Source organism: Pseudonocardia yuanmonensis, from assembly GCF_039542425.1.
In the GTDB taxonomy this organism is placed as follows: domain Bacteria; phylum Actinomycetota; class Actinomycetes; order Mycobacteriales; family Pseudonocardiaceae; genus Pseudonocardia; species Pseudonocardia yuanmonensis.
In genome coordinates this window covers 120649-135657 of the sequence record NZ_BAABIC010000006.1, presented here as the reverse complement: position 1 = coordinate 135657, position 15009 = coordinate 120649, and the positions used below count along the sequence as shown (strand labels likewise).

Here is a 15009-nt window from a genome sequence, read left to right as displayed (position 1 = left end):
TCGCGCTCCGCGACGGTCCCGATACAAATTCAGGTGTGCTGAGCATCCCCGGCAGTCCCGGAGTCCTGCGCGTCGCGGCGAAGGAGGTCCTGCGCCAGCCCTGCGTGCTGGCCTGCGCCCTCGTCGACGTCGAGAGCGGGTTGACGCTCGACGCCGAGACGGCGGACCGCGCCCGCCTCGAGACGGAGGCGGTGGCCGCCGCGCAGGCCGAGGTCATGCGCGCCGCGCAGGCGCTGGCCCAGGTCGTGCGGGGCGCGCCGGCCGAGGTCGTCGTGCGGCAGGGGTCCGCGGTGCTGCACCTCATCCGGCTCCTGCCGGATCCGCTGAGCGCCGGCCTGGTGCTCTCGGTGCTGGTCGTCACGCCGGAGCGCAACCTGCGCAAGGTCCGCCGCGTGCTGGACCGGGTCGACCCCGCGGCCTTCGTGCCGCGGCGTCCGCGGGCAACGACGCCCGCCGCACCGTCCGCCGCACCGTCCGCACCGTCGGTGCCGGACGCGGCGCCGGCGGTCCGGTCGTTCGAGGAGGCCGCGGGGCAGGCCGGCCTCGGTCCGGTGGCTCCCGCGCCTCCCGCGTCGCCCGTGCCGGGCACCGCCTCTCCGATCCCGGCCGCGCTCCCGGGTGTGCCGGCGACCCCGGCCTTCGCGTCCGCCGGTGCGGGCGCGGCGCCCGCCCGCCCCACCCGGTGCCCGGTCCTCGTCGGGACGGCCGCGGCCCCGGCCCGGGGCCGGTTCGCACCACCGCCGGTGCCGGCCTGGGCGGTCCGCCCGGCCGGCGTCGGTGCGGTCCACGGCGCCACCGGGTCGGTGCCGGCCGCGCTCGGCCCGAACGGCTCCGTGCCCGGCGCCCACGTCCCCCACGGCTCTGTTCCGGGGGCGCACGTGCCGAACGGCTCGGCGCACGGCTCGCGGCCCGGGCCGCACGGCCCCCATAGCTCCCCGCCCGCCGGCCTCGGCCCGAACGGGTCGACGATCGCCTCTCTCGCCCACGGCTTCGCATCGCAGGGTCCGAACGGGTCCGGATCCGACGGCCCGCACGGAGTCGAGCCTCAGGGCCCGATCGGATCCGGAACGGCGGCCCCGGCCGACCACGCCGACGCGGCCGCCCACTCCCGTCCGGGGACCTCCGACTCCGACGGTCCGGCGGCCGCCCGGCGGCCCGCCCCCGCGTCGTCGGGCGGAACCGAGGCCGCCCCTGCACCGCAGCCGGCGGGCGAGTCCGACCCCGCCGACCGCGGCGACCCCGCCGACCAGGCCGGGCTCAGCCAGGTGGACTGGTTCACCCCGGCCACCCCCGGGAGCCCGCCCCCGCTCCGCCGCGTCGTGGCCGAGCCGGAGCACCCGCACGCGCACGTCGGGCTGCCGCACCGCACCTGAGCGCGGCCCGACCGCACCCCGAACCGCGCCCGGACCGGGCCGGTGGCCCGCGGATGCCAGCGGATACCCGTCGGACCCGACCTCTAGCATCGGGGGCACAACCCGCACCTCACTTCCCTGGAGGCACCTCGTGTCCGCTGTACCCGCCCCGCCCGCGTCCGCGCCGATCCTGGTGCCGGCCGGGACGACGGCCGGGGCCCGCGTCCGCGAGGGGGGCCTGCCGACCAGCGGGCCGCAGGCGGTCGTCGTCGTGAAGGACGCCGAGGGCGCGCTGCGCGACCTGGCCTGGGCCCCGGAGGCCGACGCCGAGGTCGTGCCGGTCACCGCGGACTCGGACGAGGGCCGCAGCGTCATCCGGCACTCCGCGGCGCACGTCCTCGCGCAGGCCGTCCAGCAGCTGTACCCGGAGGCCAAGCTCGGCATCGGGCCGCCGGTCACGGACGGCTTCTACTACGACTTCGACGTGGAGAAGCCCTTCACGCCGGAGGACCTGAAGAAGCTCGAGTCGGCGATGAAGAAGATCATCAAGTCCGGCCAGCGCTTCTCCCGCCGCCGCTTCGACTCGCTCGAGGAGGCGCGCAAGGAGCTCACCGACGAGCCGTACAAGCTCGAGCTGATCGACCTCAAGGGCACGGGCACCGAGGCCGACGGCGAGGTCATGGAGGTCGACGCCAGCGGCGAGCTGACCATCTACGACAACGTCCACGCCCACACGGGCGAGACGGTCTGGTCGGACCTCTGCCGCGGCCCGCACCTGCCCACCACGAAGTACATCCCGGCGTTCAGCCTCACCCGCACCGCCGCCGCGTACTGGCGGGGCAGCGAGAAGAACCCGCAGCTCCAGCGCATCTACGGCACGGCGTGGGAGTCCCAGGAGGCGCTCGACGCCTACCTGGAGCGCGTCGCCGAGGCCGAGCGCCGCGACCACCGCCGGCTGGGCGCCGAGCTGGACCTGTTCTCCTTCCCGGACCAGATCGGCTCCGGCCTCGCGGTCTTCCACCCCAAGGGCGGCGTGATCCGCAAGGAGCTGGAGGACTACTCCCGGCGCAGGCACGAGGAGGCGGGGTACGAGTTCGTCAACACCCCGCACATCACCAAGGGGCAGCTGTTCCGTACCTCGGGCCACCTCGAGTGGTACGAGGAGGGCATGTACCCGGGCATGATCCTCGACGAGGAGCTCAACGCCGACGGGACGGTCCGAAAGCCCGGCCAGGACTACTACCTGAAGCCGATGAACTGCCCGATGCACAACCTGATCTTCGACGCGCGCGGGCGCAGCTACCGCGAGCTGCCGCTGCGGCTGTTCGAGTTCGGGACCGTGTACCGGTACGAGAAGTCCGGCGTGGTGCACGGCCTGACCCGGGCCCGCGGCTTCACCCAGGACGACGCGCACATCTACTGCACCGAGGAGCAGATGGAGGGCGAGATCGCCTCCCTGCTCGACTTCGTGCTGGGCCTGCTGCGGGACTACGGCCTCGACGACTTCTACCTCGAGCTCTCCACCCGCAACCCGGAGAAGTCCATCGGCAGCGACGAGGACTGGGAGCGCGCGACCAACGTGCTGCGCAAGGTCGCCGAGGACACCGGGCTGACCCTGGTGGACGACCCGGGCGGCGCCGCGTTCTACGCGCCGAAGATCAGCGTGCAGACCAAGGACGCGATCGGCCGCAGCTGGCAGATGTCGACCATCCAGGTGGACCTCATGCTGCCGGACCGGTTCGACCTCGAGTACACGGCGTCCGACGGCTCGCGCAAGCGCCCGGTGATGATCCACCGTGCGCTGTTCGGCTCGATCGAGCGCTTCTTCGGCGTGCTGCTCGAGCACTACGCCGGCGCCTTCCCGGCGTGGCTGGCCCCGACCCAGGTCGTCGCGATCCCGGTCACGGACGAGCAGGTGCCGGCCGTGCAGGAGGTCGTCGCGCAGCTGCGGGCCAAGGGCGTGCGGGTCGAGCTCGACGCCGGGGACGACCGGATGCAGAAGAAGATCCGCACCCACACGCTGCAGAAGGTGCCGTTCCTGCTGCTCGCGGGCGCGCGGGACGTCGAGGCGGGCGCGGTGAGCTTCCGCTTCCGGGACGGCTCGCAGACCAACGGCGTGCCGGTGGCGCAGGCGGTGGAGGCCGTCACGAGGTGGATCGCGGGTCGCTCCAACGTCAACCCGACCGCGGAGACCTTCACCCCGTGACCGGCGGTGCCAGGTCGGGCGGGGGCGCGTGACTAGGATCGACGGCGTGTCCGAGCCCGAGCGGGAAGCCCCGGAGATCGAGGGCATGGCGGGGGTCGGCACGCCGGACGGGTTCCGCAGGCTGTGGACCCCGCACCGGCTGGCCTACATCAAGGAGGCCGGCGAGGGCGGGTGCCCGTTCTGCCGCATCCCGTCCCTGCCCGACGCGGAGGGGCTGGTCGTGGCGCGGGGGCGGAGCGTGTTCGCGCTGCTCAACCTGCACCCGTACAACCCGGGCCACCTGATGGTGCTGCCGTACCGGCACGTCGCCGACCTCGAGGACCTCACGGCCGCCGAGTCCGCCGAGCTCACGCTGTTCACCCAGCGCGCGATCCGGGCGATGAAGAAGGTCGCCGCGCCGCACGCGTTCAACACCGGCCTCAACCTGGGCACGGTCGCGGGCGGCTCGCTGGCCGAGCACCTGCACCAGCATGTGGTGCCCCGGTGGGGCGGCGACGCGAACTTCATCGCCGTCGTCGGGCAGACGAAGGTGATCCCGCAGCTGTTGTCCGAGACCCGCGAGCTGCTCGCCGGGGCCTGGGAGCCGGACTGGGAGCCCGCCGGCGGCGCGGCGGCCACGGACGGCGCCGGCGAGCCCGACACGGGGAGTGACCGGCCGCGGGACTAGGCTGGTCATCCGCACCGCCGGCCGCGGCGGGGCGCCGCACGAGACCGGCAGGAGTCGGCCCCACCCGATGCTGAACGTTGTCGCCCGAGTCCACGTCAACCGGGTCACCGACCCGATCGGTCGCGCGCTGGTCGGGCGTGGGATCACGCCGGACGCCGTCACGGTCGTCGGCACGGTCGGCGCGTCGGCGGCGGCGCTGTGGTTCCTGCCCCGCGGCGAGCTGGTCGTGGCGCCCTTCGTGATCACGCTGTTCGTGCTGCTCGACCTGATCGACGGGGCGATGGCCCGGGCCCGGGGGAGGGGCACCCCGTTCGGCGCGGTGCTCGACTCCACCTGCGACCGGATCGCCGACGGCGCGCTCTTCGCGGGCGTCGTGTGGTGGTGCCTCGGCGTCGGCGAGGAGCGGGTGCTCGGGATCGCCGCCCTGATCTGCCTGGTGTCCGCGCAGCTGATCTCCTACGTGAAGGCGCGGGCCGAGGGTGCCGGTCTGAACGCCGACGGCGGACTGGTCGAGCGGGCCGAGCGGCTGATCGTCGTCCTGGTCGGCGTCTTCCTGCAGGGGGTCGGCGTGCCCTACGCGCTGCACGTGCTGCTGTGGGGGCTCGCGGCGGCGTCCGTCCTGACGGTCGTCCAGCGGATCGTGCTGGTGTACCGCAGCGCGCAGGCGCTGTCGGCCCGGACGCAGGAGCCTCCGTCGTGAACCTCGCGGAGCTCGGCTACACCGCGGCCTGGCGGCTGCTGCGGCACGTGCCGGCTCCCCTCGCCGAGGCCGGGTTCCGGGCCGGGGCCGACCTGGCGTGGCGACGCGGCGGCGCGGGCGTCGAGCGGCTGCGCCGCAACCTGCGGCGCGTGCGGCCCGAGGCCTCCGGACCCGAGCTCGACCGGCTCGTCCGCACGGCCCTGCGCAGCTACGCCCGCTACTGGGGCGAGGCCTTCCGGCTCCCGGCGCTCGACCGCGACACGATCCACGCCCGGCACGCGCCCGTCCCCGGCCTCGACGTCGCCATCGCGGCGATGCGGGAGGGGCGTGGGGTGGTCCTCGCGCTGCCGCACGCGGGGAACTGGGACGTCGCCGGCGTCTACGTGATCGAGGAGCTGCGCCGGCACGGTCTCCCGGCGGAGATGACCACGGTCGTCGAGCGGCTGCGGCCGGAGTCGCTGTACCGGCGGTTCGTGGGGTACCGCGAGTCGCTCGGCTTCGAGATCGTCGCGCAGGACGCGGGGCGGCAGGCCCACCTCGCGCTGACCCGGCGGCTCCGGGCGGGCGGCCTGGTCTGTCTGATCGCGGACCGGGACCTGGCCGGCACCGGCGTCGACGTACCGTTCTTCGGCGACACGATCAGGCTCCCGTCGGGTCCGGCGTCGCTCTGCGCCCTCACCGGCGCCCAGCTGCACGCCGCCGTGACCTACTTCCGGCCCGGCGGCTGGGGCGCCACCGTCTCGCCGGCGATCGCGGTGCCGGACCGCGCCGCGGTGCCGAAGGCCACCCTCGAGCTGGCCCGCGCGTTCGAGGAGCACATCGCGGCGCACCTGGAGGACTGGCACATGCTCCAGGAGCTGACACCGGGGGACCGCCGGTGAGGATCGGCATCGTGTGTCCCTACTCGCTCGACGTACCGGGCGGGGTGCAGACGCACGTCGTCGAGCTCGCCCGGGCGTTGCGCGAGCTGGGGCACGCGGTCTCCGTCCTCGCACCCGCCGACGAGGACACCCCGGTCCCGGACTTCGTCACCTCCGCAGGGAAGGCCCTCGGCGTCCCGTACAACGGCTCGGTCGCCCGCGTGACCTTCGGCCCCGTGACCTACGCCCGGGCCCGGCGCTGGCTGGAGAAGAACGCCTTCGACGTCCTCCACCTGCACGAACCCACCACCTTCTCGATCTCCGTGCTGGCCCTGCTCGCCGCCGAGGGCCCGATCGTCGCCACCTTCCACACCTCGACCGAGCGCTCCCGCACCCTGCACGCCTTCGGCGGGGTGCTGCGCCCGCTGATGGAGAAGGTCACCGCGCGGATCGCGGTGTCGTCACTGGCCCGGCGGGTGCAGGTCGAGCACCTGGGCGGCGACGCGATCGAGATCCCCAACGGCGTCGATGTCGCCCGGTTCGCCGCCGGCCCGATGCTCCCGGGCTATCCCCGGACGCCCACCGTGGGGTTCGTCGGGCGGTTCACCGAGCAGCGCAAGGGCATGCCGGTCCTGCTCGAGGCGCTGCGCGCGCTCGACGCGCGACTGCTCGTCGTCGGGCGGGGGGACCCGGCCGACCTGCGGCGCGAGGCCGGGCCCGTCGCCGACCGGCTCGACGTGCTCGGGGCCGTCGACGAGGACACCAAGGCCGCCGCGCTCCGCTCGGTCGACGTCTTCTGCGCGCCCAACCTGGGCGGCGAGAGCTTCGGCATGGTGCTCACCGAGGCCATGGCCGCGGGCGCGCCGGTGGTGGCGAGCGATCTGGAGTCCTTCCGCCGCGTGCTGGGCGAGCCGGACCCGGCCGGCGTGCTGGTGCCCACCGGGGACGCCGGGGCGCTCGCCGCGGCCCTGGGCGGGCTGCTGAGCGATCCGGCGCGTCGGGCGATGCTCTCCGCGGCCGGGCGGGTGCGGGCGGCCGCCTTCGACTGGCCGGTCGTCGCGGCGCAGGTCCTGCAGGTCTACCAGGCGGCGGTCGCGGCCGACCCGCGCCAGGTCGTCGCCGGTCGGGACGCCTTCCCCGGCGGTGCGGCGTGACCTGGCCGCTGGTGGTCCTCCTGGTCGTCCTGGTGACCGTCGTCGTGGCGGTGACCGTGCTCTGCGTGGCCCGCAGCCGTCGTCTCGACCGGCTGCACCAGCGCACGGACGCGGCACGCGTCGGGCTCGAACGGTCCCTGGCCCGGCGCGCGGAGGTCGCGGTCCGGGTCGCCGGGGTGCTCGGGGATCGCGAGGCCGGACCGGGCAGCGTGCCCGCGGCCCTCGACGAGGCCGCGCGCGCCGCCGGCGCGGGCACCGTCCGCGGGCTGCCCCGGCGCAGCGAGGACGGCATCGAGGCCCGCGAGATCGTCGAGAACGCCCTGTCCCGGGCCCTCGGCGCCGTCGACCGGACGCGGCTCGACCCGGACCTGCGCGTGGAGCTCGCCGACGCGGAGCGGCTCGTCGTCCTCGCGCGGCGGGTGCACAACGACGCGGTCCGGGACACCCTCGACCTCCGGTCGCGGCGGCTCGTCCGCTGGCTGCGGCTGCACGGCACGGCCCCGCTGCCCGGCTACTTCGAGATCGCCGAGTCGGTTCCGGGGCCCGCGGGCGTGGTGCCGAGGGCGCTGCGCCCCACCGACCCGGTCGGCTGACGGCGGGCTGAGGGGTGCGACACCTGAGGGCGTGACCGGCCCCGGGCGACGCGTACCATCGGTGCACGGGCCGCCGACCAGCGGCGGCAGCATGCCCGGGGTCCCGGGGACCGTACCGAGAAGGAGCACCGAAAGTGTCGTCCGAGCAGGCCCAGACCGACAACGCCGCCGGCACCGCCAGCACCGAGCTCGGCACGGCCCGCGTGAAGCGCGGCATGGCCGAGATGCTCAAGGGCGGCGTGATCATGGACGTCGTCACGCCGGAGCAGGCGAAGATCGCCGAGGACGCCGGCGCCGTCGCCGTCATGGCCCTCGAGCGGGTGCCCGCGGACATCCGTGCGCAGGGTGGCGTGGCGCGCATGAGCGACCCCGACATGATCCAGGGGATCATCGAGTCGGTCTCGATCCCGGTGATGGCCAAGGCGCGCATCGGGCACTTCGTCGAGGCCCAGGTGCTGCAGTCCCTCGGCGTGGACTACGTCGACGAGTCCGAGGTGCTCACCCCGGCCGACGAGGCGCACCACATCGACAAGTGGGCGTTCACCGTGCCGTTCGTGTGCGGCGCGACCAACCTGGGCGAGGCGCTGCGCCGGATCTCCGAGGGCGCGGCGATGATCCGCTCCAAGGGCGAGGCCGGCACCGGCAACGTCGTCGAGGCGACCCGGCACATGCGCCAGATCCGGGCGGACATCCGCCGGCTCGGCACCATGGACGAGGCGGAGCTGTTCATCGCGGCCAAGGAGCTGCGGGCGCCGGTGCAGCTGGTGGCCGAGGTGGCCAGGGCCGGGAAGCTGCCGGTCACGCTGTTCACCGCGGGCGGGATCGCGACCCCGGCGGACGCGGCGATGATGATGCAGCTCGGCGCCGAGGGCGTGTTCGTGGGCTCGGGCATCTTCAAGTCCGGCGACCCGGCCCAGCGTGCGGCGGCGATCGTCAAGGCCACCACGTTCTACGACGACCCGGACGTGATCGCGAAGGTCTCGCGCGGGCTGGGCGAGGCGATGGTCGGGATCAACATCCCGGACCTGCCCTCCGAGCAGCGCTACGCCGCCCGCGGTTGGTGAGCTGAGCCCCCGGACGCCCCGCCTCGTGCGGGGCGTTCGACGTTCTCGAGGACTGTCGCCTTGTTCCTGCCCGCACGGAGCATGGTCGTGGGCCGTTCCGCCGGACATTTCGGTAGAGGCGCTGACCTCGCTCTCTCAACTCGCGCTGCCGGATCTCGCGACTCGCGGGAGCTCAGGGCGCGACTCGCGGGAGCTCAGGGCCCGACTCGCGGGGGGTTACACGTACTCCATCACCAGCACCGCGGCGGCGCCGGGTTCGAGGGCCTGGTAGGCGTGGGGGCGGTCGCCGGGGAAGCAGGCGTAGTCCCCGAGGCCGAGCTCGACCTCCTCGCCCTCCGGCCCGGCCAGCCACCGCCCCGCCGTGACGACCATGTGCTCCGTGGTGCCCGGGATGTGGGCGTGGGCGCTGCGGGCGGGGCCCGGTTCGGCGGTGATCACGTGCAGGTCCCGCCGGGCCCCGGGCGGGCAGGCGGCCAGCAGCGTGCCGGTGAAGGGGGAGTGCTCGCTCGGGATGACCACGCCCTCCCCGGCCCGCACCACGCGCACGGCCCGGGCGGGCGGGTCGACCAGCCGGGAGAACGGGACCTCCAGCACGACGGCGATCGCCCACAGCGTCTCGACGCTCGGGTTTCCCGTCCCCGCCTCGAGCTGCGAGAGCGTGGACTTGGCGATCCCGGCGCGCCGTGCGAGCTCACCGAGCGACAGCTCGCGCCGGGTCCGTTCACGGCGTACGGCGGAGGCGATCGCCGCGAGCGGCGTCCCGTCCGTTCGGTTCATCGGTCTCCCTATTCGGTTTGACGAACGCCTCGGTGGTGTTCATCCTAACGTCCATGTGTTCGGCGAGGCGAACGGCGCTCGATCGCGGCGACCTCCGCGACGCGCTGGCGCTCGGGGCGGCGATCACGGTCGTCGGGATGTCCTTCGGTGCGCTGGCGGCGGCCGCGGGGGTTCCGCCGCTGCTCACCGTCGCCATGTCCGTGCTGGTCTTCGCGGGCGGGTCGCAGTTCCTGGCGGTCGCGGTGGTGGCCGCCGGTGGGGCGCCGATCGCAGCGGTGGCGGCCGGGCTGCTGCTCAACCTGCGGCACCTGCCGTTCGGCCTGGCCGTCGGCGACCTCGCGGGCCGGACGCTGCCGGCCCGCCTGCTCGGCGCGCACCTCATGATCGACGAGAACGTCGCCTTCACCCGTGCGCGGGGGACCGGTCCGCGGGCCAGGGCGGCGTACCGGACGTGCGGAGCACTGCTGTTCGTCGGCTGGAACGCCGGCACCGTCGTCGGCCTGCTGGCCGGGTCCGCGGTACCGGACCCGGCGTCGTTCGGGGTCGACGCCGCGTTCCCGGCCGCGTTGCTGGCGCTCCTGCTGCCCTCGCTGCGCGCGCCGGACGCCCGGCGCGTGGGCCTCGGCGCCGCCGTCGTCGCGCTCGCGGCCACGCCCTTCCTCCCCCCGGGGCTGCCCGTCCTCGTGGCGCTGGTCGCGCTCGTGCTGGCCGGGCGGCCGGAGGAGGCGGCATGACCTGGGCCGCCGTGCTCGCCCTCGCCGCCGGCACCTACCTCGTCCGGCTCGCCGGCGTCCTGTTGCGGGACAGGGTCACGCTCCCGCCGCGCGCCTCCCGGCTCGCCGACCTCGGGGCGACCGCCCTGCTGGTGGCCCTGGTCGCGTCCGCGGCGCTCACCGAGGACGGTGGGTTCGCCGGGTGGGCGCGTCCCGCCGGCGTCGTCGTCGGCGGCGTGGCGGCGTGGCTGAAGGTGCCGTTCGTGCTGGTCGTCGTCCTCGCCGCCGGCACGACGGCCGGCCTGCGCGCGCTGGGCGTGCCGTAGCCCGTCAGACTGCCCGCGTGCCGCGCCCGCTCGCCCCGCTCCTCGCCTGGCTCCTGGTCCTCGCGGCCGGCGTCGTCGCGGTCGTCACGATCCTGCCGCCCGCCCCCGAGCAGGACCCGAGGGCCGCCGGGCCGTCGGCCGCCCGGGCCTTCGCGGACGTCGAGCGGATCGCCGTGACCCCGCACGTCACCGGCTCGCCCGCCAACGACGCCGTCCGCGAGTACGTGCTGACCTCCTTGCGGGACATGGGGTTCGCGCCCCGGGTCCAGGACACGATCGGGGTGAACGCCGGGTCCCCGGGCGCCGGCACGGCGGCTGCGGCGCGCGTCGGCAACGTGATCACGACGGTGCCCGGGACCGCGCCGACCGGCCGGGTGTTCGTCGTGGCGCACCACGACTCCGTGCAGTCCGGCCCCGGCGCGAACGACGACGGCGCGGGCACGGCCACCCTGCTCGAGGCGGCGCGGTGGCTCCGCACCCACCCGCCGCGCAACGACGTCGTCCTCGTCTCGACGGACGCGGAGGAGGCCTGCCTGTGCGGGGCGGAGGCGTTCGTCGCGGAGGCACCGGAGGCCGCCGACGGCGGGGTCGTGCTCAACGTCGAGGCCCGCGGCACCTCCGGCCCGGTGACCATGTTCGAGACCACGCCGGGCAACGGCGCGGTGGTGCGGGAGTTCGCGGCGGCGGCCCCGCACCCCGTCGCGACGAGCTTCGCCGTCGAGGTCTACCGGATCCTGCCCAACGACACCGACTTCAGCCCCTTCCGCGATGCCGGCCGCTTCACCGGGCTGAACAGCGCGTACATCGACGGCAGCGCGGCCTACCACGGGCCGCTGGACGTCCCGGCACGGATGGACCTCGGGTCGCTGCAGATGCACCTGGACAACACGACCGCGCTGGTGTCGCGCCTCGGCGCCGCGGACCTCGCCGGCGTCCGCGCCCCGTCCGCGGACGCCACGTACTTCCCGGTCGCGGGCCTGCTCGTCCGCTATCCGGACGGGCTCGTCCTGCCGCTCGCGGTGCTCGCCGTCCTCGTGGTCGGCGCCGCCGCGGTGACGGCGCTGCGCCGCGGCGCGACGACCGGGCGCCGGCTCCTCGCCGGGACGGCCGCCGCGCTGGTCCCGCTCGTCGCGGCGGCCGCCCTCGCGCAGCTCGCGTGGCTGGGCCTCACCGCGCTGCGACCCGGGTACGCGGGCCTGCGCGACCCGTGGGAGCCGCAGTGGGACCGCGCCGCCCTCGCCTGCCTCGTCGCCGCCGTGGCCCTGGCCTGGTTCGCGCTGCTCCGCCGGCGGGTCGGGACGACTGCGCTCGCGATCGGCGGGCTGGTCTGGCTCGCCGTGCTGGGCGTGGTCCTGGCGGTCGCCGCACCGGGCGGGTCGTATCTGACGGCGCTGCCGGCGCTGGCCGGGGGAGTGGCCGGGATCGTCGGCGGGCGCCTCGCCACGGCGGCCGCGGGCGCGGTCGCGGCCCTGGTCCTGGTGCCGACGGCGGTGCTGTTCCTCCCGGCCCTGGGCCTGTCCGTCGCCGCCGTGCCGGCCTTCGTGATGGCGCTGCTCGGCCTCGCGCTCGTGCCGCTCCTGGACCTGCTACCCCCGCGGCGCCTCGTCCCGGCCGTCGCGCTCTCCGCGGCGCTCGTCCTCGGCGTGGCCGGCTTCGCGCGCAACGCGTTCGACGCCGCCCGGCCCGCCCCGAGCCAGCTCATGTACCTGCTCGACGCCGACGCGCACACCGCCCGCTGGCTGAGCGCCGAGCCACCCCCCGGGCCCTGGACCGCCGGCTACGTGGACGGCCGCGAGGAGCTCGATCTCGCCGGCTTCGACGGCACCTACACGACCGGGCCCGCCGCGCCGGCGGACCTGCCGCCCACGACCGTCGCCGCGGTCCGCGAGGGGCGGACGGTCACGGCGCGCCTCACCCCGCAGCGGCCGGTCCGCTTCGTCGCCCTGCGCACGCAGGGTGCCATCGTGACGCGGCCGACGTCGCGGGCAGGCCGGTGCCGGTCCGCGACGGGCGCCTCGACCTGCTCTTCCACGCCCCGCCGGCCGAGGGCCTGGAGCTCCGGCTGACCCTGGCCGACGAGGCCGCCGCTGACCTGCGGCTGCAGGTCACCGACGGCTCGGACGGGCTCGACGGGCTGCCCGGCTTCCGGCCCCGGCCCCCGGACGTCGGCGTGGCGGGCAGCCACACGAGCGAGCTGGTCGCGGTGACCGGCTCGCACGCGCTGTGAGCCCGGGCCCCGGACTCAGGCGAAGTCGACGGTCACGCAGCCCACGCGGTCGCCCGCGGTCCCGGCCTTGCCCGGCTCGGTCGCCGTCTTCATCGCGTGGATCACGACGGACTGCGGTGCGGCCTGGTCGGTGAAGGCCCACTCGGTCTGGGTGGCCGTGACCGACGCGGCCCCCTGCGCGTCGGTGGTGAAGTCCAGCCACACCTCGTTGCGCGGGTTGGCGTAGGCCGGGTCGACGCTCGGGCTCACCGGGTCGGCGACGTGCTGGAAGTGCGGGCCGGAGTCCGCCGCGGCCGGGCCGCAGGGCTTCTGGTGGGCGTGCGACCCGTAGGCGCGGTTCGGCACGAGCCCCGTGACGGCGAGGGTGACGGTGGAGCTGGTGCCCTCGGTCGACGACGTGACCTTCGCGGTGGCGCCGGGCGGGACCAGCTCGGGCTGGTAGGTGATCGCGTCGCCGGTGGTGGCGAAGGTCGCCTCGACGTCGACGTCCTCCTCGGCGCCGGCCGGCGCGCCGGAGGCCGGGGCGGCCTGCGCGGTGGTGGCGGCGGGCGTGCCGGTCTCGGCCGACGGCGCCTGGGACGGGGACGAACAGCCGACGAGCGCCAGGGACAGCGCGGCGAGCGCCGGGAGGACGAGGCGGTGGAGGGTGCGTGGTGGGACCATGAAGCAGACATACCCCATGGGGGTGTGATCAACGAGGTGCGCCGCGCCCGGTAGCCCGATCGTGGCGCCGGGGGCCCGGCACGCGGCGACGAGCGGTCCGGGCGGTCGTCGGGGACGATCGGGCGGTGCGAGTTCTGGTGATCGGAGCGACCGGCTACGTCGGCACGCGGCTCGTGCCGCGACTGCTCGAGGAGGACCACGCGGTCCGGTGTCTCGTCCGCTCCCCCGAGCGGCTGGCCCGCACCGGCTTCGCCGACCGCGTGGAGGTCGTGCGGGGGAGCGTGCCCGATCCCGTCGCGACCGGCGCGGCGTGCCGTGGCGCCGACGCCGTCGTCCACCTGGTGCACTCCATGGACGGGCCGGACTTCGCCGACCGCGACCGGGCCGCCGCCCGGGCCGTGGCGACGGCGGCCGCCGCCGGCGGGGTGCGGCGAATCGTCTACCTGGGCGGGCTGCAGCCGGCCGGGGCGGCGGACGGGGGCGACACCTCCGCGCACCTCGGTTCGCGGCACGAGGTCGGTGAGATCCTGCTGGCCGGCCCGGTGCCGACGGCGGTGCTGCAGGCCGGGATCGTCGTCGGGCGGGGGTCGGCGAGCTTCGAGATGATCCGCCACCTCGCCGAGACCGTGTTCGGCGGTCCGCCCGTGCTCCCGCTGCCGGACCAGGCCTGGAACCGGGTGCAGCCGATCGCGGTCGACGACGTCCTGCACTGGATCACCGCGTGCCTGGGATTGGCGCCGGAGGTGGACCGGGCGTTCGACGTCGGCGGGCCCGAGGCCCTCAGCTACGTCGAGCTGCTGCGCGGGTACGCCCGCGAGGCCGGGCTCGCCCGCGCCCTCACCGTGCCCGTGCCGGTCGCGGCGCCGCGGCTCGGCGCCCGGGCGGTCGAGGCGCTGACCCCGGTCGACCGGGCGCTCGCCGGGCCGCTGCTGGAGTCGATGGCCTACGACCTGGTCTGCCGCGAGTCGGACCTGTCCTCGCTGGTCGGGGATCCGCCGGGCGGTCCGACCCCGTACCGGGAGGCGGTGCGCCGGGCGCTCGCCGAGGACGGTTCCGCGGGACCGGCGGCCACCGATCCGGCGGGCTCGGGCCCGCCCGCGCTGACGGGCCGGCACGTCGAGGAGGTCGAGGCGCCCGCGGAGGTGCTCTGGTCCGTCGTCGCCGGGCTCGGCGGTGACGAGGGCTGGCACACCGTCCCGGGGGCGTGGGAGCTGCGGCAGCGGCTCGACGGCCTGGTCGGCGGCGTCGGGCTGCGCCGCGGCCGCCCGGCCCGGCTCGAACCGGGCGCGCCGCTGGACTGGTGGCGGGTCGAGGAGGTCGAGCCGGGGAGCGCCCTCGCGCTGCGCGCCGAGACGCGGCTGCCGGGCGTCGCGCGGCTGCGGATGACGGTGGAGCCCACGGGGACGGGCACGAGCCGCTACACCCAGACCGTCACGTTCCGTCCCCGCGGGCTCGCGGGACGTGTCTACTGGTACGCGCAGAAGCCCGGGCACGATCTCGTCTTCGGCGTGATGGCCCGGATGATCGCCTTCGCGGCGGAGCGCCGGGCGACGCAGCCGACACGGCCGAACGGCGCAGCGCAGCCCGCAGGAACAAGGTGACCGCACCGAGATCGTTACGCGCACACCGATCGTTACCGGTGCGTAGCGTGAGATTTCCCGGGTTGACCGGCCCGCGCCGTCACCGAGAGCATTCGCGCAGCCGTCC

General features: G+C 75.7%; 15 protein-coding genes. 13 read left to right on the top strand and 2 right to left on the bottom strand.

What is annotated here, in order from left to right; all coding sequences use genetic code 11:
* Positions 1–35: 35 nt before the first annotated feature.
* The 8 genes from ABD990_RS10825 to pdxS all read left to right on the top strand — a co-directional run bounded on the left by ABD990_RS10825 (position 36) and on the right by pdxS (position 8596).
* Entirely contained in the window at positions 36–1373 is a 1338-nt protein-coding gene (locus tag ABD990_RS10825; protein WP_345380192.1) for a hypothetical protein, read from the top strand.
* Between the two features lie 130 nt (positions 1374–1503).
* Positions 1504–3558: a threonine--tRNA ligase gene (gene thrS / locus ABD990_RS10820; protein WP_345380191.1), complete on the top strand. Its 2055-nt coding sequence runs from the start codon at positions 1504–1506 to the stop codon at positions 3556–3558.
* An 85-nt stretch (positions 3559–3643) separates the two neighbouring features.
* The gene (locus tag ABD990_RS10815) at positions 3644–4225 is read left to right on the top strand and encodes an HIT family protein (RefSeq protein ID WP_345380482.1); all 582 of its coding nucleotides are present in this window, start codon (positions 3644–3646) and stop codon (positions 4223–4225) included.
* Between the two features lie 67 nt (positions 4226–4292).
* Complete coding sequence (gene pgsA, locus ABD990_RS10810) at positions 4293–4925, top strand: phosphatidylinositol phosphate synthase (RefSeq protein WP_345380190.1); 633 nt, start codon at positions 4293–4295, stop codon at positions 4923–4925.
* Positions 4922–5806, top strand: a complete 885-nt coding sequence (locus ABD990_RS10805; protein ID WP_345380189.1) for a phosphatidylinositol mannoside acyltransferase — start codon at positions 4922–4924, stop codon at positions 5804–5806. Before pgsA ends, ABD990_RS10805 begins: the two co-directional genes overlap by 4 nt.
* Positions 5803–6939, top strand: coding sequence for a glycosyltransferase family 4 protein (locus ABD990_RS10800; protein WP_345380187.1), 1137 nt, complete (start codon positions 5803–5805; stop codon positions 6937–6939). The genes ABD990_RS10805 and ABD990_RS10800 overlap by 4 nt, the downstream gene beginning before the upstream one ends.
* Positions 6936–7532 (top strand): LemA family protein, encoded by a 597-nt coding sequence (locus ABD990_RS10795; protein ID WP_345380185.1) that lies wholly within the window; start codon positions 6936–6938, stop codon positions 7530–7532. The genes ABD990_RS10800 and ABD990_RS10795 overlap by 4 nt, the downstream gene beginning before the upstream one ends.
* Positions 7533–7666: 134 nt before the next feature.
* On the top strand, positions 7667–8596 hold the full coding sequence (pdxS, locus tag ABD990_RS10790; protein ID WP_345380183.1) for a pyridoxal 5'-phosphate synthase lyase subunit PdxS: 930 nt from the start codon (positions 7667–7669) through the stop codon (positions 8594–8596).
* A 216-nt stretch (positions 8597–8812) separates the two neighbouring features.
* On the opposite strand, the gene ABD990_RS10785 is transcribed toward pdxS, so the two are convergent.
* Positions 8813–9373, bottom strand: a complete 561-nt coding sequence (locus ABD990_RS10785; protein ID WP_345380182.1) for a helix-turn-helix domain-containing protein — start codon at positions 9371–9373, stop codon at positions 8813–8815.
* A gap of 53 nt (positions 9374–9426) precedes the next feature.
* Between ABD990_RS10785 and ABD990_RS10780 the strand changes: the two genes are divergently transcribed.
* From ABD990_RS10780 to ABD990_RS10765, 4 genes are read left to right on the top strand one after another with little or no spacing between them, the layout of a single operon-like run.
* The gene (locus tag ABD990_RS10780) at positions 9427–10107 is read left to right on the top strand and encodes an AzlC family ABC transporter permease (RefSeq protein ID WP_345380181.1); all 681 of its coding nucleotides are present in this window, start codon (positions 9427–9429) and stop codon (positions 10105–10107) included.
* Positions 10104–10412 carry an AzlD domain-containing protein gene (locus ABD990_RS10775; RefSeq protein ID WP_345380180.1) on the top strand — a complete coding sequence of 103 codons (309 nt, stop codon included), beginning with the start codon at positions 10104–10106 and terminating at the stop codon, positions 10410–10412. Before ABD990_RS10780 ends, ABD990_RS10775 begins: the two co-directional genes overlap by 4 nt.
* Positions 10413–10429: 17 nt before the next feature.
* The gene (locus ABD990_RS10770) at positions 10430–12478 is read left to right on the top strand and encodes a M20/M25/M40 family metallo-hydrolase (protein ID WP_345380179.1); all 2049 of its coding nucleotides are present in this window, start codon (positions 10430–10432) and stop codon (positions 12476–12478) included.
* Positions 12406–12639 carry a hypothetical protein gene (locus ABD990_RS10765; protein ID WP_345380178.1) on the top strand — a complete coding sequence of 78 codons (234 nt, stop codon included), beginning with the start codon at positions 12406–12408 and terminating at the stop codon, positions 12637–12639. The genes ABD990_RS10770 and ABD990_RS10765 overlap by 73 nt, the downstream gene beginning before the upstream one ends.
* A gap of 15 nt (positions 12640–12654) precedes the next feature.
* On the opposite strand, the gene ABD990_RS10760 is transcribed toward ABD990_RS10765, so the two are convergent.
* Positions 12655–13302: a superoxide dismutase family protein gene (locus tag ABD990_RS10760; protein ID WP_345380176.1), complete on the bottom strand. Its 648-nt coding sequence runs from the start codon at positions 13300–13302 to the stop codon at positions 12655–12657.
* 125 nt (positions 13303–13427) lie between these two features.
* On the opposite strand from ABD990_RS10760, the gene ABD990_RS10755 reads away from it, so the two are divergent.
* Positions 13428–14903 carry an SDR family oxidoreductase gene (locus tag ABD990_RS10755; protein WP_345380175.1) on the top strand — a complete coding sequence of 492 codons (1476 nt, stop codon included), beginning with the start codon at positions 13428–13430 and terminating at the stop codon, positions 14901–14903.
* Positions 14904–15009 lie beyond the last annotated feature (106 nt).